The sequence below is a fragment of the Pseudomonas sp. NPDC088890 genome, assembly GCF_044900155.1.
In the GTDB taxonomy this organism is placed as follows: Bacteria; Pseudomonadota; Gammaproteobacteria; order Pseudomonadales; family Pseudomonadaceae; genus Aquipseudomonas; species Aquipseudomonas urmiensis.
In genome coordinates, this window is record NZ_JBJDNG010000006.1 from 165553 (window position 1) to 185017 (window position 19465).

Sequence of the window (19465 nt, forward strand, 5' to 3'; positions counted from 1 at the left end):
GCGGGCTTGCCCCGCGATGTATTTCACAGGCTTGGGCGCATCGACAGGTCTATGAGTTTGGCTTGCCCATAACCATAGAAATCTCCCACGTGGTCATGTATACGCGTGGGAGCGGGCTTGCCCCGCGATGTATTTCACAGGCTTGGGCGCATCGACAGGTCTATGAGTTTGGCTTGCCCATAACCATAGAAATCTCCCACGTGGTCAGGTTTGCGCGTGGGAGCGGGCTTGCCCCGCGATGTATTTCACAGGCTAAGGCGCATCGACAGGTCCACCGCCTTCACATCTTTGGTCATCGCGCCAATCGAGATGTAGTCCACACCCGTCTCGGCAATCACCCGCAGAGTGCTCTCGTTGACCCCGCCGCTGGCCTCCAGCTTGGCCTTGCCGGCATTGATGCGTACGGCTTCACGCATTTCATCCAGGCTCAGCTCATCGAGCATGACGATGTCGGCACCGGCCGCCAGCGCCTGACGCAGTTCATCCAGGCTTTCCACCTCGATCTCCACCGGCTTGCCTGGGGCGATGCGCTGCGCCGCCGCCACGGCCTCGGCCACCCCACCACTGGCGGCGATATGGTTTTCCTTGATCAGGAAGGCGTCGTACAAGCCGATGCGGTGGTTATCGCAACCGCCGCAGGTCACCGCGTACTTCTGGGCCAGACGCAGGCCAGGCAGGGTCTTGCGGGTATCGAGCAGGCGCACCTTAGTACCCTCGACCAAGCCCGCCAAGAAACGCGCCCGTGTCGCCACACCCGAGAGCATCTGCAAAAAATTCAACGCCGAACGTTCACCGCTGAGCAGCGAGCGCGCCGGGCCTTCGAGGTGGAACAAGGGCTGATTGGCCTTGGCCTGCTCGCCATCGGCTACCTGCCAATGCACCGCCACCCGCGGATCGAGCTGACGGAACACCGCATCCACCCACGCGGTGCCGGCGATCGTGCAGTCCTCGCGGGTGATGATGGTCGCCTTGGCCAGGCGCTCCGCTGGGATCAGCTGGGCGGTAATGTCGCCACTGCCGATGTCTTCGAGCAGTGCGCGACGCACGTTGGCTTCGATTTCGGCAGTCAGGTCGGCAAGGCGTAGGTTCGGCATGGTCGGCTCCACAAGCTAGATGCCGGCGATTATAGGGCAGGGGGCTGGTGTGTACAGCCGTCCGCAGTCTGACCTTTGGTCAGGGCGGCTGAGCAATCTGGGCAAATCGCGGTCATTTACCGAGCTGAGGCGAGAGCGCGCTGGTAGCTGTAAGATTTTTTGTCGATAATAGCGCCCAGTATTTGGCGTCATGACTTTGACGATTTTCCTGCAAGGAGTACGGGATGCATAAAGAAGGCAAGGTGGTGCCCCTGGCGGCGGCCATCGACAAAGGCGTGCGTGCGCCCTTGCCCTGTCTTCCGATCCTATTACTCCAGGTGCGCGACAAGGCCGCGCTGCACCTGCGCCAGGGCCTGCAGGCGTTGTTCGACAATGCTGACGATACGCTGTTCGAAATGGCCGACAAGGCCGTCGAACGTTGCGATCAGAACCTTTATTTCGAAGCCATGCGCGATCTACGCCTCAAGCGCAAGAGCATCGAACGCGCATTCCTCGACAGCTTCTATCAAGCATTTGCCCAGATGGGCCAACCCGACCCCTTGCCCTATCTTGGCGTTAGCGACTTCATGCGCAATACGCTGCAGGTGGAGCGCGCTGCGGCTATTCAGACCATGCTCGACCGGGTGTTGTCGCGCGAGGGCTTTGCCCTCGGTCAGCTGGGCCTGCGCTTTCAGGCGTTACTTGATCAGGCACTGGATGAGCCGCGTAATCCGTTGGGGCCTGAAGCCTTGTGTGGGTACTTTCTCGACGCCGGGCGCAGCCTGGGAGTAGGCCCCAAGGTCAAACTGATCTTGCTCAAACTGTTCGAGCGCTACGTGCTGCGCGACCTTGACCTGTTGTATGGCGAGGCCAATCAGTTGCTCGCCGCCGGCGGTATCTTGCCGGAGCTCAAGTCTGCGCCGCGCCGCCGCGCAGAAGACCGACGCCTAGCTGACCGACGTGTCCCAGATTGTCTGGCAGCTGGCGCCGAAACTGATGCCGATAGCGCAGGCCAAGCCTACTTCGCCTCGCTGCAAGCGCTCTTGGCGCCAGTGCGAGGCCGCGTCGCACCGCGCTTGCAAAGCCTGGCTGCCGCCCAGCCAATCAGCACGGCCGATCTGTTGCGCCTGCTGTCGCACCTGCAAAATTACGTGCCGGCCACCGGTGAGCCGGATGATTTCCATCTGGGCCAGCAGCTTGAGCAGTTGCTGCTGCGAGTCAGCGTACGCAGCGGCAGCCGTCGGCGCATCTCCAGTGCCGATGAAGACTTGATCAATCTGCTCGGTCTGCTGTTCGACTTCATCCAGGCCGATGCCAATCTGCCGGCCAATTTACGCGCCCTGATTGGCCGCCTGCACATTCCGCTGCTCAAGGTGGCGTTGCTCGACAAAGGCCTGTTCAGCCGCGCCAATCACCCGGCCCGGCGCCTGCTCAATGAAATCGCCGCCGCCGCGATTGGTTGGGAAGCTGACCACCAAGGTCCACGAGACAGTTTGCAGTTGCGGGTCGAACGGATCGTCCAGCGCCTGCTCAACGACTTCAACGAGGATCCACAGCTGTTTGCCGAGCTGCTCGAGGATTTCCTCGCGTTCAATCAGGATGAGCGGCGCCGTAACGAACTGCTCGAGCAACGCACCCGCGATGCTGAAGAAGGCCGTGCCCGTACCTTGCAGGCCCGTCAGCAGGTGCAGCAGGCACTGAATTTGCGCCTGCACGGCCGCGTGCTGCCGCAGGTGGTGGTGCAGATGCTGGTGCAGTCCTGGAGCCAGGTTTTGCTGTTGGCCTGGCTCAAGCAGGGCGAAGCGGGTAGCGCTTGGTACGACGGGCTGCAGACCATGGATGACTTGCTCGCCAGCATTGCCCCGCACCACGGCGAGCAGGCCTGCCAGCGATTGCTCCAGCAGGTGCCGGGGCTGCTCAAGGCGCTGCGCGAGGGCTTGGCCAGCGTGGCCCTGGACTCAGCGGCGGCGCGGGAGTTTTTCCTGCAACTGGAACAATTGCACCTGCACGCCTGTAGCGGATCGCAGGAGGCTCAAGCAGCGGCACCCGATCATGTACTCGTGGCGGATGAAATTGTCTTGGCGATTGCCGACGAGTCGGCCTGTGCTGGGGTGCTGCAACCTGAGCAGCCAGACGCAGAGCACCAACTGGTTGAGCGTCTTCGCGTTGGCAGCTGGGTGGAAGTGCTCGATGACGATGAGCCACTGCGCTGCAAGCTGGTCGCCAGGATCGCCAGCAGTGATCGCCTGGTATTTGCCAATCGCACCGGCATGAAAGTGCGCGAATGGAACAGCAGCAGCCTGGCCCAGGCGCTGCGCCGGGGCGAGGTGCGCTTGATCGATGATGGCCTGCTGTTCGAGCGCGCGCTGGACGCGGTGCTCAGCCATCTGCGCAGCCAGCAGGCGCGCTGAAGGTGTGGCCGCAGCACAATCATTTACATGCAAGCGCGATTGTCAGGGGGCATACTGGGTGCTCTATCCCTGGTGATCTACAGGATCTGCCCAATGCAATTGGACCGTGCGACAGGCTGGTTTTCCGGCGTTACCCACTGCCCCTCGCCCAACTTCAATAGCCGCCCTGAGGGCGAGGCGATCTCCCTGCTGGTTATCCACAACATCAGCCTGCCGCCTGCCTGTTTCGGCACCGGCAAGGTCCAGCAGTTTTTCCAGAACCAGCTAGACCCTGCCGAGCACCCCTACTTTCAAGACATCTGCCATCTCACGGTATCGGCGCATCTGTTCGTCGAGCGCGATGGCGCGGTGACTCAGTTCGTGTCGCTGCTCGACCGTGCCTGGCATGCCGGGGTATCGCGCTTCGAGGGCCGTGAAGGGTGTAACGATTTCTCGATCGGCATCGAACTGGAAGGGACCGACGAGTTGCCTTACACCGATGCCCAGTACGCCACCCTGGCCCAGCTCACCCAGGCGATTCGCGGGGTCTGGCCGGTCATCGGGCCAGCCCGTATCCGTGGCCACGACGATATCGCCCCGGGGCGCAAAACCGACCCCGGCCCAGCCTTTGACTGGCACCGCTATCGCGCCGATCTGCAGGACAACGAGGTAAATTCATGAGTTTTCTGGTGTTGGTGCTGGTGCTGTGGGTCGAGAAGTTCTCTGCCCTGCGCCAGCGATTGCAGCGTGATGGTTTCTTCCTCACTGAGCTGGCGCGTCTGGAGCGCAGCGGCAAAGTGCACCCTTGGTGGAGCCTGGCGATCCTGGTGTTGGCGCCGGTAGCGTTGCTGGTGTTGCTGTTGTATGTGCTAGAGCCGGTGGCCTATGGCCTGCTGGCGCTGCCGGTACACCTGTTGGTGCTGATCTACAGCCTCGGCCGCGGCGATGCTAAGGCCGCGCTCGGGCCGTTTCGCGACGCCTGGCGGCGTGGCGATGACCAGGCCGCGCTGCATGTAGCCGAACGCGACCTGGGGCTGGCGGCGGATGATCCGCAAAGCCTGCTGATCCGGGTTCAGGGCTATCTGCTGTGGCAGGCCTACCAGAGCTTCTTCGCCGTGATCTTCTGGTACTTCCTGCTCGGCCCAGGCGCGGCGCTGGCCTACCGGTTGCTGGTGCTCTGCGCCGAACATAGCGGTCAAGCAGCGCTCAAGGCCAAGGCCGAACAGCTGCGCCACGTCATGGACTGGTTGCCAGTGCGGGTCTTGGCTTTGAGCTTCGCTCTGGTGGGTAACTTCGTGGCGGTAATGCGGGTGATGCTGCATGAATTGCTCAACTGGCGGATCAGCGCCGGCCACCTGATCGCTCGGGTTGGCCGGGTGGCGGATGACATTCCAGAGCAAGAAGACAGTCAGCGTGGGCTGGCGCGCCTGGATAGCCTGTGGGAGCTGCTGCTGCGCTCGGCGGTGCTGTGGTATGCGGGTTTTGCCCTGTGGACGGTCTTGGTCTGATCAGGCCCGGTGATGCTCGCTAGCGTGGCAGCGGGCGTGCCCCGCGATGGCGAAGGTAAGGCCAACAGCTTAGCTGGCGCTTAACCATAAGTTACAAACCTTGGATTGGATCTGCGCTATTAATGGCCACGTGCCACACCGCAGAACAACAATAATCCAAGGAGGTGACCTGTGCAGCGCTTGCTCTATCCGGCCATCGCACTCATGAATCGGCTGAGCTTCGGCCTGAAGTTCAGCCTGATCAGCGTCCTGTTCTTCCTGCCCATGCTGGTCACCAGTTTCTATCTGGTGCGCGACGCCTACCGCCAATACCACGCCACCCACGTAGAACTGCAAGGCCTGGGCCCGCTGGCCGGTAGCCTGGTGCTGCGAGCCGATCTGGAAACCCTTGGCAACCTTCTGCAAATCAACGCTGTGCTTGGCCAGTCGGGGCAGGCCGGCGATGTCGAGCAACGCATTAACGCACTGGAGGACAAGCTCGCGGCCCAGTTGCAGGCCTTGCAGTCCAGTGATCCGCTGTTGGAAGACAAGCGTGCGGAGTTGAGTGAGGCGTTTACCCGTGCGCGCGATGAATCTTCGTTGCAGAACAAGGTGGCGTTGTTCGACAAGCTGTTGGGCCAAGCCCAGGTCCTGGCCAAGTTGCTGGCTGCCCAGGCGGGCCTGAGCCAGGACAGCCAGGCCTCGGTGCGCCAGTTGACCGAAGTGCTTGGCACCGCGACGGCCCAGGTCACGCAAACCCTGGGTGAGGGGCGGGCGATGGGCGCCGTTGCGTTAGGTCGAGGGTTCATCGACTCGGCAGGCAGTGCGCGTTTTGAAGACTTGCTGCAACGCCTGGAGCGGCTGGGCGCTGACTATGCCATCCGCCTGGACGATGCCCTGGCCAGTGATTCCCAGGCCAAGGCCATGCTCAGTGCAACTGCCCAGGCGAGTCAGGCGACCGTCAAGCAGGCGGCGACGCTGTTCGAAGACCAGGTGGTGGTGGCCGAAACCCTGGATGCGCCGTGGCCGGCGTTCTATCAGCAGGTCAGCGAGCTGATGGGCCAAACCTACCGCCTCAATGATGCGGTGCTGGCCCAGCTACGGGTGCAATTGCAAGAGCGCCTGGCCGAACACCGCCTGCGCATGATCGCCCTGATCGCCGCCCTGGCCACGGTGTTCGCATTGATCATCTACCTCTACAGCGGCTTTTACGTATCCACCCGTCAGACACTGCGCGGGTTGGGCGCGGCCATGGATAAAGTCGCCGCCGGCGACATGACCGTGAGCTACCAGGCGCGCAGCCGCGATGAGCTGGGCGAGCTGGGCAGTGCCTTCAATGAGACCGTGCGCAGGATTCGCGAGCTGATTGGCCAGGTCGGCCATACCGTCACTACAGTCGAGGCGCAGGCCGGGCAGGTACTGGCGGTGTCGGTGCGCAGCAACCAGGCGGTGAGTGGCCAGCGCGAGCAGATCGAGCAGGTTGCCACGGCCATGAATCAAATGAGCGCCACCGCCCTGGAAGTCGCCCGCAGCGCGGCGTTGGCTGCCGAGGGAGCACAACAGGTCAACCGTGAAAGCGCCACCGGCCGTGGCCTGGTCGAGCACCAACAAGACAGCATCGCCCGTCTGGCCGGGGAGATCGACCAAAGCGTGGTGACGGTCAATCAGCTGGCCGGCGACAGCCAGGCGATTGGCGGCGTGCTGGCTGTGATTCGCAGCATTGCCGAGCAGACCAACCTGCTGGCGCTCAACGCTGCAATCGAGGCGGCGCGGGCGGGTGAGCAGGGCAGGGGTTTTGCGGTGGTGGCCGATGAAGTGCGCACCTTGGCCAAGCGCACCCAAGACTCAACCGAAGAAATCGCCCAGATGATCCAGCGCTTGCAGGAGGGTGTCGGTGCGGCGGTCAAGGCCATGGGCAGCAGCCATCAGATGGCCGCCGGCACGGTCGACGAAGCCCGCCAGGTGCAGCAGGCATTGGGCAATATCCTCGCCGCGGTGGGCGGGATCGTCGAGCAGAATCAGCAAATCGCGGCGGCGGTCGAGCAGCAGACTGCCGTGGCGCATGACATCGACCAGAACATCGTGGCGATCAACCGCGCAGCCCAGGACACCACGCAAGGAGCGTGTCAGACCGAGGATGCCAGCCGGGCGTTGTCCGGGCAGGTAACCGAACTCAAGCGCTTGATCGGCGCCTTCAGGGTTTGACCGGCAGGCCTCCTCGCCGCTGCAACGTGGGCTTGCCCCGCGAGGAGGCCAGTACTACCAACCAAACAACTCGCAGGCATTGCGGCTACTGACCTCAGCCAAGCGCTCAGGCTCAACCCCCATCAGCCCCGCCAGCACTTGGGCAATCTGGGGCAGATGCTCCGGGCTGTTGCGCTGCCCGGCAAACATCGCGGGCGCCATATCCGGCGAATCGGTTTCCAGTACCACGCTCTCCAGCGGCAAGCGCGCCACTGTTTTACGCAGGCGCAATGCCTGCGGCCAGGTAGCGGCGCCGCCAAGCCCCAGCTTGAAGCCAAGCTTGATGTACTCGCGCGCCTCTTCATAGCTACCCGCAAACGCATGGATGATCCCGGCCCGCGCAGGCTTGTAACGTTTGAGGGTAGCGATCACCTGCGCGTGGCTGCGGCGCACATGCAGCAGCGAGGGCAGTGCGAAGTCGCAGGCCATTTGCAGCTGGGCCTCGAACAGCGCTTGCTGGCGCGCTTGGTCCAGTTCAGGCAGGTAGTAATCCAGGCCGAACTCGCCAACAGCGCACAACCGCGGATCACCGCGCAGGCGTTCGAGCCAGTCGCGCAGTTGCTCCAGGTGCTCTGGCCGATGCTGCTCCAGGTACACCGGATGCAGGCCGAGCGCGGCAACCACGCGGGGATCGGCGCAGGCCAGATCCCAAACGCGTTGCAGATTGTCCTGATACACCCCCAGCACCACCATGCGCTCGACCCCTCGGGCCTGGGCACTGTCCAGCAGTTGCTGGCGGTCGTCGTCGAAGTCGGCGAAGTCCAGGTGAGTGTGGGTGTCGATCAGGCGCATGTTCAGGCCGGCTGGATTCGTTGCTTGAAGGTACGCGCCACCGCGTGTACGCCGGGTTCGTAGCGTTTTTCTTCGATCGCGGCCAGGGCCAGTTCCAGGGCCGTGGCGGCGATCAGGCCGTGTTGCTGGGCCATGGCGTTGACCGGCAGCGGCAGGAAGTCCAGCAACTGGTTGTCGCCAAAGGTGCCCAACTGCAGCTGACGCGAGTCGGCCGGGCGCGCTTGCAAGGTGTCGAACACCCCTTGCAGGAGCACGTACGAGGTGGTCACCAGGGCATCCGGCAGACCGCCCAGGTCACTGATCAGCTGCTGCATCAGGCGCTGGCCACAGTCACGGCTGAACGCCTCGCCCTGGTAGCGCCGCACGTCGCCATCGAACTGCTCCAGCGCCTGGTCGAAGCCGCCCGCGCGCGCCTGGCTGACCGACAGTTCAGGGCGAGCACCGATCAGGGCGATGCTGCGTGGGCGGGTGGCGAGCAGGCTGTGCGCCAACTGCTGGCTGGCATCACGGTCGTCGCTGATCACCGAGCAGAAATGCGCTGGGTCCAGGCGCCGGTCGATGGCGATCACGGGCAGGCCTTTGTCTTGCAGTTCGCGATAGCTGTCATCTTCCGGCGGCAGGCAGCTGGCGACGAACAGCGCATCACAACGCCGGGCGCGGAACAGCTGCTGCAACTGCCGCTCGCTGTCGGGTTGGTCGTCGCTGCTGGCAATCAACAGTTGATAGCCACGGGCGCGCGCGCCTTGTTCGAGCTGTTTGGCGATGCGGGCGTAGCTGGGGTTCTCCAGATCCGGGAGAATGAAGCCCAGGGTACGTGTGTGCCGGCTGCGCAGGCCAGCGGCCTGGGGGTTGGGCGTGAAGCCATGGGCCTCGACCACCGCACGCACACGCTCGACCGTGCTGTTGCTGATGCGCTGCTGTTCGGCCTTGCCATTGATGACGTAGCTGGCGGTGGTCACTGACACACCGGCCAGACGGGCGATATCGCTGAGTTTCACCGAATTTTCCTTGTTATTACCGGGACTGGCTGTGGAGCTTGACCGGATAGTTTCCCCCATGGCCAGGCTCGCGCGCAGACGACCATTGTCGCAATTGTCCGACAGGATGGGGCTTTTTAGTCGGCAGATTATCGAGTAACGTGGCCACATGGTCAGATTAATCGTTTCAGCAGGCAATTTGACTGCCGTGGTTACCGCCTGCGCCTGACCCGTGAACCGGTTGATAACGTGAATCTCACAACAATACCTCAGTACCCATTGCGGGGCTGCAAAAGGAGAAGGTCATGCTCGAGCTCGCCAAAGAGCAGATAGCCATGGGCCAGTCGGCTGCCGACAAGGGCGAGGCGCTGCGCCTGCTGGCCCGTTGTCTGGTCGAGGATGGCTTGGTCGCCGAGGGATACCTTGAGGGCTTGCAGGCGCGCGAGGCGCAAGGCTCGACCTTCCTCGGCCAGGGCATCGCCATCCCCCATGGCACGCCGCAGACCCGCGACCAGGTGTTCGCCACGGGTGTGCGCCTGATGCAGTTTCCCGAGGGCGTCGACTGGGGCGATGGGCAGATGGTCTACCTGGCCATTGCCATCGCCGCGCGTTCCGATGAACACCTGCGCCTGCTTCAGTTGCTGACCCGCGCACTGGGCGAAACCGACCTCGCCGAAGCGTTGCGCCGGGCCAGCTCCGCCGAAGCCCTGCTCAAGTTGTTGCAGGGTGCGCCGCAGGAGCTGGCGCTGGATGCGCAACTGGTCGGGCTGAACCTGCCCGCCGAAGATTTCGATGAGCTGGCCTGGCGCGGCGCACGCCTGTTGCAACGCGCCGGTTGCGTCGATAGCGGCTTTGCCGCCGTGCTGCAGCAGGCCGAGCCGCTGCCGTTGGGCGAAGGTCTGTGGTGGTTGCACAGCGAGCGTCAGGTGCGTCAGCCCGGCCTGGCCTTCATTACCCCGCAGCAACCACTGCGCTATCGCGAGCAACCGCTCAATGGTCTGTTCTGCCTGGCCAGCCTTGGCGCGGCCCATCAGGCATTGCTTGAGCGGTTGTGCGAGGTGTTGATCGAAGGCCGCGGGCAAACGCTGTACCAGGCCACCAGCAGCAGAGCGGTGCTTGAAGTGCTCGGCGGCGAGGCGCCAGTGGACTGGCCCAGCGCCCGCATCGTGCTGGCCAACCCGCATGGTTTGCACGCGCGCCCGGCCAAGGTGCTGGCGCAGATGGCCAAGGGTTTTGACGGTGAAGTACGCATCCGCCTGCTCGACAACGCCCAGCCAGCGGTATCGGTCAAGAGCCTGAGCAAGTTGCTCGGCCTGGGTGCGCGGCGCGGGCAGACGCTGGAACTGATCGCCGAGCCGAGCATTGCCGCTGATGCCTTGCCGGCACTGCTGGCGGCCATCGAGCAAGGCTTGGGCGAAGAGGTCGAGCCGGTGCCGGAAATTGCCCAGCCAGCCGCTGCGGTAAACCAACGAGCCCTGGTCGCGCCGCAGCCGGGCAGCCTGGTTCAGGGTGTGGCAGCGGCACCTGGGATCGCCTGCGGCCCGGCTCATGTCTGCGTCGAGCGCGAAATCGACTACCCGTTGCGCGGTGAGTCGCCGGCGCAGGAGCGCAGCAAACTGCGCCAGGCGCTGGAGGCGGTCAACGCGGATTTGCACACCCTGGTGCAGCGAAGCGACAAGGCCATCGGTGAGATCTTCGTTACCCATCAGGAAATGCTCGCTGACCCCGCCTTGAGCGATGACGTCGATCAGCGGCTGGCCCAGGGCGAAAGCGCGGCAGCAGCCTGGATGGCGGTGATCGAGGCCGCTGCACGGCAGCAGGAGGCCTTGCACGATGCGTTGCTCGCCGAGCGCGCGGCCGATCTGCGCGACATTGGCCGACGGGTGCTGGCGCAATTGTGTGGCGTGCAACAAACCGCAGAGCCTGAGCAGCCCTACGTATTGGTCATGGCCGAGGTCGGCCCGTCCGACGTTGCCCGCCTGGACCCGGCCCGGGTCGCAGGGATCGTCACCGCCCACGGTGGCGCTACCGCCCACAGCGCCATCGTTGCGCGGGCGTTGGGTATCCCGGCGGTGGTTGGTGCTGGTGCGGCGATTCTCTTGCTCGAAGCCGGTACGCCACTGCTGCTCGATGGCCAGCGTGGCCGGGTCACTGTCGCGCCGCCCGCCGCTGAGCTGCAACGCGCCTTGGCCGAACGCGATCTGCGCGAGCAACGTCTGCAGGCTGCCTGGGCCACTCGCCATGAACCGGCGATCACCCGTGATGGCCATGCCATCGAAGTGTTTGCCAACATCGGTGAAAGCAGCGGCATCGACAAAGTGGTCGAACAGGGCGCCGAAGGTATCGGCCTGCTGCGCACCGAATTGATCTTCATGGCGCACTCCCAGGCACCCGATGTCGCGACCCAGGAGGCTGAGTACCGACGCGTGCTCGATGGCCTGGGTGGGCGCCCCTTGGTGGTGCGTACCCTCGATGTGGGCGGCGACAAACCCCTGCCGTACTGGCCGATCGCGGCCGAGCAGAACCCCTTCCTCGGTGTGCGCGGGGTACGTTTGACCCTGCAGCGGCCGCAGGTGATGGAAGACCAGCTGCGCGCGCTGCTGCGCTCGGCCGAGGGTCGGCCGCTGCGGATCATGTTCCCGATGGTTGGGCAGATCCATGAATGGCGCGAGGCCAAGGCGATGGTCGAGCGCTTGCTGGAGGAGATCCCGGTCAGCGACCTGCAACTGGGGATCATGGTCGAGGTGCCGTCGGCGGCGTTGTTGGCGCCCCAGCTGGCGCGCGAGGTGGATTTCTTCAGCATCGGCACCAACGATCTGACCCAGTACACCTTGGCCATCGACCGCGGTCATCCAAGCCTCTCGGCCCAGGCCGATGGCCTGCACCCGGCGGTGCTGCGCTTGATCGACATGACCGTGCGCGCTGCCCATGCCGAGGGCAAGTGGGTGGGCGTGTGTGGCGAGTTGGCCGCTGACCCGCAGGCGGTGGCGCTGTTGCTCGGCCTAGAGGTCGATGAGCTGAGCGTGGCCAGTCGCAGCGTCGCCGAAGTCAAGGCACTGGTGCGCCAGGCCGATTACCAGACGGCCCGCGCCTTGGCGTGCGAGGCCCTGCAACAAGACAGCGCCGCCGCCGTGCGGGCGCTGGTGGAGCGTTACTGATGGCCAAGATCCTCACCCTGACCCTCAACCCCGCGCTGGACATCACCGTCAGTCTCGACAGCCTGCGCCCAGGGCATGTCAATCGCAGCCAGGCCCAGCACAGCCACGCCGCCGGCAAGGGCCTGAACGTGGCCCAGGTACTGGCTGACCTGGGCCACAGGGTTACCGTCGGCGGCTTTCTCGGACGGGACAACCTGCAGCCGTTCGAAGCGCTGATCGACTGGCGTGGTTTTGCCGACTGCTTCGTGCGGGTAGCGGGCGAGACGCGCAGCAACATCAAACTGGTCGAGGCCGATGGTCGGGTGACCGATATCAATGGCCAGGGGCCGCAGGTCGACGAGGCGTCGCGCACGGCCCTGTTGCGGCGGCTGGAACAGGTCGCCGCCGGCCATGATGCAGTGGTGGTAGCCGGCAGCCTGCCGCGCGGCATCGACCCGCAGTGGCTGCACGAGTTGCTGGTGCTGCTTAAAGCGCAAGGTTTGAAAGTGGCCCTGGACACCAGCGGCGAAGCCCTGCGCGTTGGCCTTCAGGCCGGCCCTTGGCTGGTCAAGCCCAACACCGAAGAGCTGGGCGAAGTGCTCGGCGTTGCCGTGCACACCCAAGCCGAACAGCGGGCCGCCGCCGAGCGGCTGCTGGCCAGTGGTATCGAGCATGTGGTGGTATCCCAGGGCGAGCAGGGCGTGAGCTGGTTCAGCCATGGCCTGGCCCTGCACGCCCAACCGCCCAAGGTGCGCGTGGCCAGTACGGTTGGCGCGGGTGACTCGCTGGTGGCTGGCATGGTGCATGGTTTGCTGCAGGCAGAGGCCCCCGCCCTGACCTTGCGCCGCGCCACCGCCATCGCCGCCCAGGCGGTGACCCAGGTCGGCTTCGGTATTGCTGATCGCGAGCAATTGGCGCGCCTAGAAGCCGCCGTGCAACTGACAGAACAACAAGAGGGTTGCCGATGAACATCGCCATTGTCACCGCCTGCCCAAACGGCCAGGTGTCCAGCGTGCTCAGCGCACGCCTGCTGGCGGCTGCTGCCCAGCGTCGGGGTTGGAGCACTAGTGTCGAGGTCCAAGATGTCGAGCACCCTGAGCGCAGCCTGAGTGCGGCGCAGATTGCCGAGGCCGACTGGGTGCTGGTGATCAGCACGGGGCCGGTCGACTTGTCGCGTTTTGTCGGCAAACGTCTGTACCAGAGCACACCCGCCCAGGCCCTGGCTGACCGAGAAAGTTTTCTTGATGAGGCTGCGGCCCAGGCTCAAGTACAGGCGCAGACATCGCCCGTGCCAGTCGCTGCGTCAGCGTCCATTGGCGTGCCGCGTATCGTCGCGGTTACCGCCTGTCCGACCGGGGTCGCGCATACCTTCATGGCTGCCGAGGCGTTGCATAAGGCCGCACAGCAACTGGGCTACCAGATCACTGTAGAAACCCAGGGTTCGGTCGGTGCGCGCAATCCACTGCCCGCAGCGGCGATTGCCGAGGCAGACGTAGTGTTGCTGGCCGCAGATATCGAAGTGCCGACGGCCCGCTTTGCTGGCAAGCGGATCTATCGCTGCGGCACAGGGATTGCCCTCAAGCAGGCGCAAGCGACGCTCGACAAGGCCTTGCTCGAAGGCAAGGTCGAGAGTACCGCCGATGCTGCCAGCGAGGCGTCGAAAAAAGCCGAGAAGGCCGGCGTCTACAAGCACCTGCTGACCGGTGTGTCATTCATGTTGCCGATGGTGGTGGCGGGCGGTTTGTTGATCGCGCTGTCTTACGTGTGGGGGATCAACGCCCACGAAGTGCCCGGCACCCTGCCCGCAGCACTGATGCAGATCGGTGGCGAAGCGGCCTTCAAATTGATGGTGCCGCTGCTGGCCGGCTATATCGCCTGGTCTATCGCTGACCGCCCAGGCCTGGCCCCCGGGATGATCGGCGGCATGCTCGCGACCCTGCTCGGCGCTGGCTTCATCGGCGGCATCGTCGCCGGTTTCCTGGCCGGCTATAGCGCCAAGGCGATCAGCCGTTGGGTACGCCTGCCCAGCAGCCTGGATGCGCTCAAGCCGATCTTGATCATCCCGCTGTTGGCCAGCCTGTTCACAGGCCTGGTGATGATCTACGTGGTCGGCCAGCCGGTGGCCGCCATGCTCGCTGCCCTGACCCAGTTCCTCGACACCATGGGTACGACCAACGCGATTTTGCTCGGGCTACTGCTCGGCGGGATGATGTGCGTGGACTTGGGCGGGCCGATCAACAAGGCCGCGTATGCCTTCTCGGTCGGCTTGCTGTCGACCCACAGCTACGCGCCGATGGCGGCGACCATGGCCGCTGGCATGGTGCCGCCGATTGGCTTGGGCCTGGCCAGCTTGATCGCCCGCAGCAAGTTCGCCCAGAGTGAGCGCGAGGCGGGCAAGGCGGCGTTGGCGCTGGGGCTGTGCTTCATTTCCGAAGGGGCAATTCCGTTTGCCGCCAAAGACCCGCTGCGGGTGATTCCGGCAAGTATTGCCGGCGGTGCGCTGACCGGGGCGTTGTCGATGTATTTCGGCTGCAAGCTGATGGCCCCGCATGGTGGGCTGTTTGTGTTGTTGATCCCCAATGCGATCAACCACGCGCTGTTGTACCTGCTGGCGATTGTCGCTGGCAGTGTCCTGACGGCGGTGGTGTATGCGCTGATCAAGCGCAGTGAGCAGGTTGAATTGGCTGTGGCGCCGGCCAAGGGATGATGGGCTGACGGTTCCGGCCTTTTCGCGGGCAAGCCCGCTCCCACAGGGTTCGATGTGATCCGAGCACTTGCAGTGTGCAGGAGCCGGTGGGTCATGCGTGTGATCAATTCGGCCTCAGCGCGAGCGCCGCGAACCCTGTGGGAGCGGGCTTGCCCGCGAAGAGGCCGGGCCAGGCCACAACAAATTCAGCGGTTAGCGCCGCTGCTTGTGCCGCAACGGCACCAGCAGCTCACCCAGGCCGTTATGATCGATCTCATGCATCAGCGCCAATAGCGAGCCCAATTCCCCTGGCGGAAAACCCTTGCGCGCAAACCAGCCCAGGTAGTCGCCGGGCAGGTCGGCGAGCAGTCGGCCCTGGTACTTGCCAAAGGGCATGCTCCGGGTGACCAGCAGTTGCAGCGATTCAGGTTTCATCGTCACGCCCGTCGATAACAAAGCGCCGACCATACTGCAATCTGCACGAGCGCCCAAGCGCCGATCATGCAGAAAGCCGATTGCATGCCTTCCTATCTACTTTATAAGGCACTGATTTTATTAGATTTATTTAAAAATTCAGGCTTGGCACGAAGGCTGCTCTGTATCTAGGGACTTCCATCTGCCAAGGAGTTTGAGTCATGAGCAATCCAAACAAAGACGTGATCGACGTTCTTAACGACCTGATCGAATACAGCAAGGATGGCGAGAAGGGCTTCAAGACCTCCGCTGAAGACGTCAAGAACCCCGAGCTGAAGTCATTCTTCGTCCAGCGCGCCAGTGAGTGCGCCAGCGCTGCCGCCGAACTGCAGAGCGAAGTGCGTCGCCTGGGTGGCGATCCGGAAACCTCGACCAGCATCAGCGGTGATCTGCACCGTGGCTGGGTCAACCTCAAGTCGCTGGTGACCGGTAAGGATGAGGAAGCGGTGCTCAATGAGGTGGAGCGAGGCGAAGACCATGCGCTCAAAGCCTACAAGGAAGCCCGTGAGAAGCTGGTCAAGCACGGCCGCAGCGTCAGCGATCCGACCTACAGCCTGGTGGAGAAACAGCTGCAGGGTGTGCAGCGTAACCACGACCAGGTAAAGGCACTGCGTAACGCCGCGCGCGCTCGCTCTTAATCGAGCGGCCCTGCTACCCGGTTACGGCCACCGGCCTTGGCCCGGTACAGGGCTTCGTCCGCCGCACCCAGCAGCCTTGCCAGGTCTTGCTGGGTGCCGGGGATGTACAGGCCGATGCCGATACTGACGGTTATTGGCAGGCTATCCTCGCCAAATAGCGGCAGCGCTTGAACGTCGGCGCGAATCCGCTCGGCCAGCATCAGTGCGCCGGCCAGCTCGGTCTCCGGCAGCACCACCTGAAATTCCTCTCCCCCATAGCGCGCTGCCAGGTCTGCCGGGCGGCGGATAGCGTGTTCGATGGTCTTGGCCACTTCGCGCAAGGCATGATCGCCACCGGCATGGCCGTGACGCTGGTTGAACGCCTTGAAGTGATCGATATCGACCATCAGGATCGCCAGTGGCCGGCGGTTACGCTGCGCCCGTGCCCATTCCAGACGCAACACCTGATCCAGACGGCGGCGGTTGGCCAAGCCGGTGAGGCTGTCGGTCGCGGCCAGGGTGGCCAGGCTTCGCTCGGCATCATGCCGGCGACGGAGCTCGCGGCCCAGCAGCAGGGTCAGCCAGAGAATGCCCATGCACAGCACGCCGGTGGCCACGCTGACCACGATTGCCGTGCGCCGCCACGATTCGAAGACTTCATCGGAGGCGTGCGCGACCAGCACGATCAGTGGCAGGTCGGCAACCCTGGCGAAGGTGTACATGCGTTGCTTGTCAGACAAGGCTGACCTGGCGCTGAAGCTACCGCTGCGCTCATTGAGAATACGTTGGAAGTTGGCCCGCTTGCTGTAATCGGCGCCGATCATAGGATCTTGCGGCCGGGATGGCTGGCGAGCCAATAACTGCCCCTGGGTGTTGAACAGGTTGATGCTGCTGTCCTTGCCAATGTCCAGACGTTGGAACAGCTCGTTGAAGTAGGACAGGCGCAACGCGCCTGCGGCCAGTCCGAGAAATTCACCCTGCGGGCCATTGATCCGGCGACTGAAGCTGATACACCAGTCCAGGTCGCCCAGCTTTGCCTTGAAAGGCGGGCCGACCAGCAGGCCCAAATTGGCGTCGTTCAAATGCGCCTTGAACACCCCGGTATCGGCGAAATTGGCCTTGCGTGGCAGCATGCTGGTGGAGTCACCGACCACATTGCCTTGGGCGTCGAGCCACAGTACATCGCCGCGGCGACGATCGACGAAGGCTTCATTGAACAGCAGGCGTTGACGTAGTTGGCCGGGGACTTGTGGCAGTTCCTTGCGCCCGACTGCCCAGATCAGCCCTTGTAGCGACTGATCGTAGAGCTCGACATTGCGCAGGATATCGCTCTCGATCAGCTGGACGATGTTGCTCGATGCGCGAATCGCCGATTGCTCGACGCTGTCTCGCTCGCGCGCCAGCAGATAGCTGACGATGGCCACAATGGCGAGCACGGCGAGGCAACTGCCCAGATTGAGGATCAGTTCGGGGTGGGTCTTGTACAGGGCGGCGCGCGGTGATCGGGTGGGCAACGTCATACTCGCAACTGCATAAGCCCCTCATGTCCTTGAGGGTAGGGCCATTAAGCGGCGGCGGTAGTTTAGGCAAGTGGATATTGTCGGACAAGATTTTATCTGGCTGTCCGACGGAATGAGGGGCAACTTCTCTTCGTCGCGGGAAAGCCCACGCCCACGCTACCCCTTGAATGGCTGGCGTGAGAGCGGGCTTGCCGCGCGATTACAGGATCAGAATACGTTCAACGGATAATCGACGATCAGCCGAATCTCGTCATTGTCCTGCTCGGACGCATAGGCCTGGTTGGCCCGATGGCTGGCATAGCGCAGCAGCACCGAGAGGTCCTTCAGGTTGCCTTCCTGGAACACATACTTCACGTCCAGGTCACGTTCCCAGTGGGTGGCGTGCTTGCCGGCCGGGTTGTAGTAGTCGTAGTAGGTGCGGTTCTGGTCAGCCTTGGTCAGGTCGGCCTCACCGCGCGAATACGACAGCGACGAGCTCAGGCCAGCAATGCCCAAGCCTGCGAAGTCATAGTCGTACTGCAGCTTCCACGAACGCTCGTTCGGCGCGTTGAAGTCCGAGTACATCCGCGAGTTGTCCAGGTACACGCTGTCGCCCAGGTTGATGTAGTCGAACGGCGTGTCGCCATTGACCCGCTGATAGGCGGCCGTGATGCTGTGGTAACCGGCATTGACCGTGAAGTGCAGGCTGAAGGTGTTGTTGTCGATGTCGCCCAGCAGCGCCTGGCCGGTGTCCTGGGTGTGATAGAAGTGCACACCGGGGTTGAGGCTGACCAGGTCATTGACCACGTAGGTGTAGTCGAAGTCGACGTAGTACTGGTTCCAGATGTCCTTCAGCTCGGCGGCATACAGGTTGGTGGTGATGTTCTCGCTGCCGCTCCACGATGCACCCGCCCAGCTCAGGTGATCGCTGTCGCGGTTGTCTTGCAGAGCACCGTAGTAGGTGTCGATACGCCGATGGCCGCTCTGGTTGTACGGCTTGGTGAAGCTCACCTGGCCGCCTTCGAGCAGCAGGCCGTCGACACTGGTGTTGGTCAGGCTGACGCCGCGGAAGGTCTGCGGCAGCATGCGCGTCTCACCGCCGGCAATCACTGGGTTGGTGAGGAACAGGTCACCGGCCTTGAGCTCGGTGTCGAATGCCTTGAGCTTGACCGCCGCCCCTGCGGTGGAAAACGAGTGCGGCGCGGCGCCCAGTTCGTCTTCGTTCTTGAAGTGCGACGGGAGAATGCTGGTGCCAGCATGGCCGCCACCGCCATCGAGTTTCAAGCCCAGCATGGCGTGGGCATCGAGGCCGAAGCCTACAGTGCCGGGGGTGTAACCGGACTCGAAGCGGGCGACGAAGCCCTGGCCCCATTCGCGGTTGTCACGCACGCCGGTATTGAGGTTATTGCGATTGAAGTAGGCGTTGCGAAAGTGCAGGTTCAGCGACGAGCCTTCGATAAAGCCTTCAGCCTTGGCTTGTTCGTCGGCCTGTGCCATGAGTGGCATCGTTGCGGTGAATGCAATGAACAGCGGGGTAAAACGGAACGCGGAAGTCACCGGTAAGAGCTCCTTTGGTCTGACGGTGGGCAGTTTTTATTGTCGCAATTGCAAGTCTTCTTATTGATATACGTAACAGTCAGGCTGAATTATTCGACACATAAAAAAAGCCGCTGATTGGCAGCGGCTTTAAGAGGCTAACATATTGGCGCGCTGGGCGGCCATGCACTAGCCCAGGGAAAAAGGAGCGTTGTGGCAGGATTGATCAGCTATCGGCACTGTCGTCGTTGACGACTTTGGAAGCGGTCTGCTGAGCGTCTTTCGCAGCGTCTTGCTGTTGCGCGGCGTAGCTCTGGCGAGCTTCTTGATGAACGGCGGCAAGTTCTGCGTTTCGGGCGACGAAGGCCGGCGATTCTTCAGCCATGGCCAGGGGCGACAACAACAGGGAAGACAGAACGAATACGCTGGCAACACCCATACTGTTGGACATTTGGAGCAACCTTCTTGCGGGGCAAGTGATAATTAAGACAGGGGCTAAGTTAGTCCCAATACCGCCGCGGAAACAGCGCAAAGATGGATAAGCACTATTGCG

At 63.3% G+C, this 19465-nt stretch carries 15 protein-coding genes and 1 pseudogene; 9 read left to right on the forward strand and 7 right to left on the reverse strand.

Going from position 1 to position 19465, the window contains the following annotated elements; translation table 11 throughout:
- Positions 1-245: 245 nt before the first annotated feature.
- The gene (gene nadC, locus ACI2JX_RS14915; protein ID WP_392463474.1) at positions 246-1094 is read right to left on the reverse strand and encodes a carboxylating nicotinate-nucleotide diphosphorylase; all 849 of its coding nucleotides are present in this window, start codon (positions 1092-1094) and stop codon (positions 246-248) included.
- A gap of 224 nt (positions 1095-1318) precedes the next feature.
- On the opposite strand from nadC, the gene ACI2JX_RS14920 reads away from it, so the two are divergent.
- From ACI2JX_RS14920 to ACI2JX_RS14940, 5 genes and pseudogenes are all read left to right on the forward strand, one after another.
- Positions 1319-3484 carry a DUF1631 domain-containing protein gene (locus ACI2JX_RS14920; protein ID WP_404690370.1) on the forward strand — a complete coding sequence of 722 codons (2166 nt, stop codon included), beginning with the start codon at positions 1319-1321 and terminating at the stop codon, positions 3482-3484.
- A gap of 93 nt (positions 3485-3577) precedes the next feature.
- Entirely contained in the window at positions 3578-4144 is a 567-nt protein-coding gene (ampD, locus tag ACI2JX_RS14925; protein ID WP_404690371.1) for a 1,6-anhydro-N-acetylmuramyl-L-alanine amidase AmpD, read from the forward strand.
- Positions 4141-4971 carry a regulatory signaling modulator protein AmpE gene (ampE, locus tag ACI2JX_RS14930; RefSeq protein WP_404690372.1) on the forward strand — a complete coding sequence of 277 codons (831 nt, stop codon included), beginning with the start codon at positions 4141-4143 and terminating at the stop codon, positions 4969-4971. The genes ampD and ampE overlap by 4 nt, the downstream gene beginning before the upstream one ends.
- Before the next feature lie 1122 nt (positions 4972-6093).
- A pseudogene (locus tag ACI2JX_RS14935) lies at positions 6094-6300 on the forward strand (HAMP domain-containing protein); the annotation flags it as partial.
- Positions 6301-6450: 150 nt separating this feature from the next.
- The gene (locus tag ACI2JX_RS14940) at positions 6451-7155 is read left to right on the forward strand and encodes a methyl-accepting chemotaxis protein (RefSeq protein WP_404690440.1); all 705 of its coding nucleotides are present in this window, start codon (positions 6451-6453) and stop codon (positions 7153-7155) included.
- Between the two features lie 54 nt (positions 7156-7209).
- On the opposite strand, the gene ACI2JX_RS14945 is transcribed toward ACI2JX_RS14940, so the two are convergent.
- Together ACI2JX_RS14945 and cra are read right to left on the reverse strand one after the other, a co-directional pair.
- The gene (locus tag ACI2JX_RS14945) at positions 7210-7986 is read right to left on the reverse strand and encodes a TatD family hydrolase (protein WP_404690373.1); all 777 of its coding nucleotides are present in this window, start codon (positions 7984-7986) and stop codon (positions 7210-7212) included.
- A 2-nt stretch (positions 7987-7988) separates the two neighbouring features.
- The gene (gene cra / locus ACI2JX_RS14950) at positions 7989-8984 is read right to left on the reverse strand and encodes a catabolite repressor/activator (protein WP_264234767.1); all 996 of its coding nucleotides are present in this window, start codon (positions 8982-8984) and stop codon (positions 7989-7991) included.
- 284 nt (positions 8985-9268) lie between these two features.
- On the opposite strand from cra, the gene ptsP reads away from it, so the two are divergent.
- The 3 genes from ptsP to ACI2JX_RS14965 are packed head-to-tail and all read left to right on the forward strand — an operon-like array spanning position 9269 to position 14807.
- On the forward strand, positions 9269-12121 hold the full coding sequence (ptsP, locus tag ACI2JX_RS14955) for a phosphoenolpyruvate--protein phosphotransferase (protein WP_404690374.1): 2853 nt from the start codon (positions 9269-9271) through the stop codon (positions 12119-12121).
- Positions 12121-13068: a 1-phosphofructokinase gene (gene pfkB / locus ACI2JX_RS14960; protein WP_404690375.1), complete on the forward strand. Its 948-nt coding sequence runs from the start codon at positions 12121-12123 to the stop codon at positions 13066-13068. Before ptsP ends, pfkB begins: the two co-directional genes overlap by 1 nt.
- On the forward strand, positions 13065-14807 hold the full coding sequence (locus ACI2JX_RS14965) for a PTS fructose-like transporter subunit IIB (RefSeq protein ID WP_404690376.1): 1743 nt from the start codon (positions 13065-13067) through the stop codon (positions 14805-14807). The genes pfkB and ACI2JX_RS14965 overlap by 4 nt, the downstream gene beginning before the upstream one ends.
- A gap of 192 nt (positions 14808-14999) precedes the next feature.
- Here ACI2JX_RS14965 and ACI2JX_RS14970 read toward each other — a convergent pair whose 3' ends face one another.
- Positions 15000-15221 (reverse strand): DUF3820 family protein, encoded by a 222-nt coding sequence (locus ACI2JX_RS14970; RefSeq protein ID WP_368973007.1) that lies wholly within the window; start codon positions 15219-15221, stop codon positions 15000-15002.
- Between the two features lie 200 nt (positions 15222-15421).
- On the opposite strand from ACI2JX_RS14970, the gene ACI2JX_RS14975 reads away from it, so the two are divergent.
- Entirely contained in the window at positions 15422-15898 is a 477-nt protein-coding gene (locus tag ACI2JX_RS14975) for a PA2169 family four-helix-bundle protein (RefSeq protein ID WP_368973008.1), read from the forward strand.
- Here ACI2JX_RS14975 and ACI2JX_RS14980 read toward each other — a convergent pair.
- The 3 genes from ACI2JX_RS14980 to ACI2JX_RS14990 all read right to left on the reverse strand — a co-directional run bounded on the left by ACI2JX_RS14980 (position 15895) and on the right by ACI2JX_RS14990 (position 19363).
- Positions 15895-17391 (reverse strand): sensor domain-containing diguanylate cyclase, encoded by a 1497-nt coding sequence (locus ACI2JX_RS14980; protein WP_404690441.1) that lies wholly within the window; start codon positions 17389-17391, stop codon positions 15895-15897. The two genes, ACI2JX_RS14975 and ACI2JX_RS14980, sit on opposite strands and share 4 nt — an antisense overlap.
- 213 nt (positions 17392-17604) lie before the next feature.
- Entirely contained in the window at positions 17605-18933 is a 1329-nt protein-coding gene (locus ACI2JX_RS14985) for an OprD family porin (protein ID WP_404690377.1), read from the reverse strand.
- 205 nt (positions 18934-19138) lie between these two features.
- Positions 19139-19363: a hypothetical protein gene (locus ACI2JX_RS14990; protein WP_404690378.1), complete on the reverse strand. Its 225-nt coding sequence runs from the start codon at positions 19361-19363 to the stop codon at positions 19139-19141.
- Between the last annotated feature and the right edge of the window lie 102 nt (positions 19364-19465).

Bases quoted from the DNA above. Each gene is read 5' to 3' on its own strand.
- nadC (WP_392463474.1), bottom strand. From the start codon at position 1,094: ATGCCGAACCTACGCCTTGCCGACCTGACTGCCGAAATCGAAGCCAAC.
- ACI2JX_RS14920 (WP_404690370.1), top strand. From the start codon at position 1,319: ATGCATAAAGAAGGCAAGGTGGTGCCCCTGGCGGCGGCCATCGACAAA.
- ampD (WP_404690371.1), top strand. From the start codon at position 3,578: ATGCAATTGGACCGTGCGACAGGCTGGTTTTCCGGCGTTACCCACTGC.
- ampE (WP_404690372.1), top strand. From the start codon at position 4,141: ATGAGTTTTCTGGTGTTGGTGCTGGTGCTGTGGGTCGAGAAGTTCTCT.
- ACI2JX_RS14940 (WP_404690440.1), top strand. From the start codon at position 6,451: ATGAGCGCCACCGCCCTGGAAGTCGCCCGCAGCGCGGCGTTGGCTGCC.
- ACI2JX_RS14945 (WP_404690373.1), bottom strand. From the start codon at position 7,986: ATGCGCCTGATCGACACCCACACTCACCTGGACTTCGCCGACTTCGAC.
- ptsP (WP_404690374.1), top strand. From the start codon at position 9,269: ATGCTCGAGCTCGCCAAAGAGCAGATAGCCATGGGCCAGTCGGCTGCC.
- pfkB (WP_404690375.1), top strand. From the start codon at position 12,121: ATGGCCAAGATCCTCACCCTGACCCTCAACCCCGCGCTGGACATCACC.
- ACI2JX_RS14965 (WP_404690376.1), top strand. From the start codon at position 13,065: ATGAACATCGCCATTGTCACCGCCTGCCCAAACGGCCAGGTGTCCAGC.
- ACI2JX_RS14970 (WP_368973007.1), bottom strand. From the start codon at position 15,221: ATGAAACCTGAATCGCTGCAACTGCTGGTCACCCGGAGCATGCCCTTT.
- ACI2JX_RS14975 (WP_368973008.1), top strand. From the start codon at position 15,422: ATGAGCAATCCAAACAAAGACGTGATCGACGTTCTTAACGACCTGATC.
- ACI2JX_RS14990 (WP_404690378.1), bottom strand. From the start codon at position 19,363: ATGTCCAACAGTATGGGTGTTGCCAGCGTATTCGTTCTGTCTTCCCTG.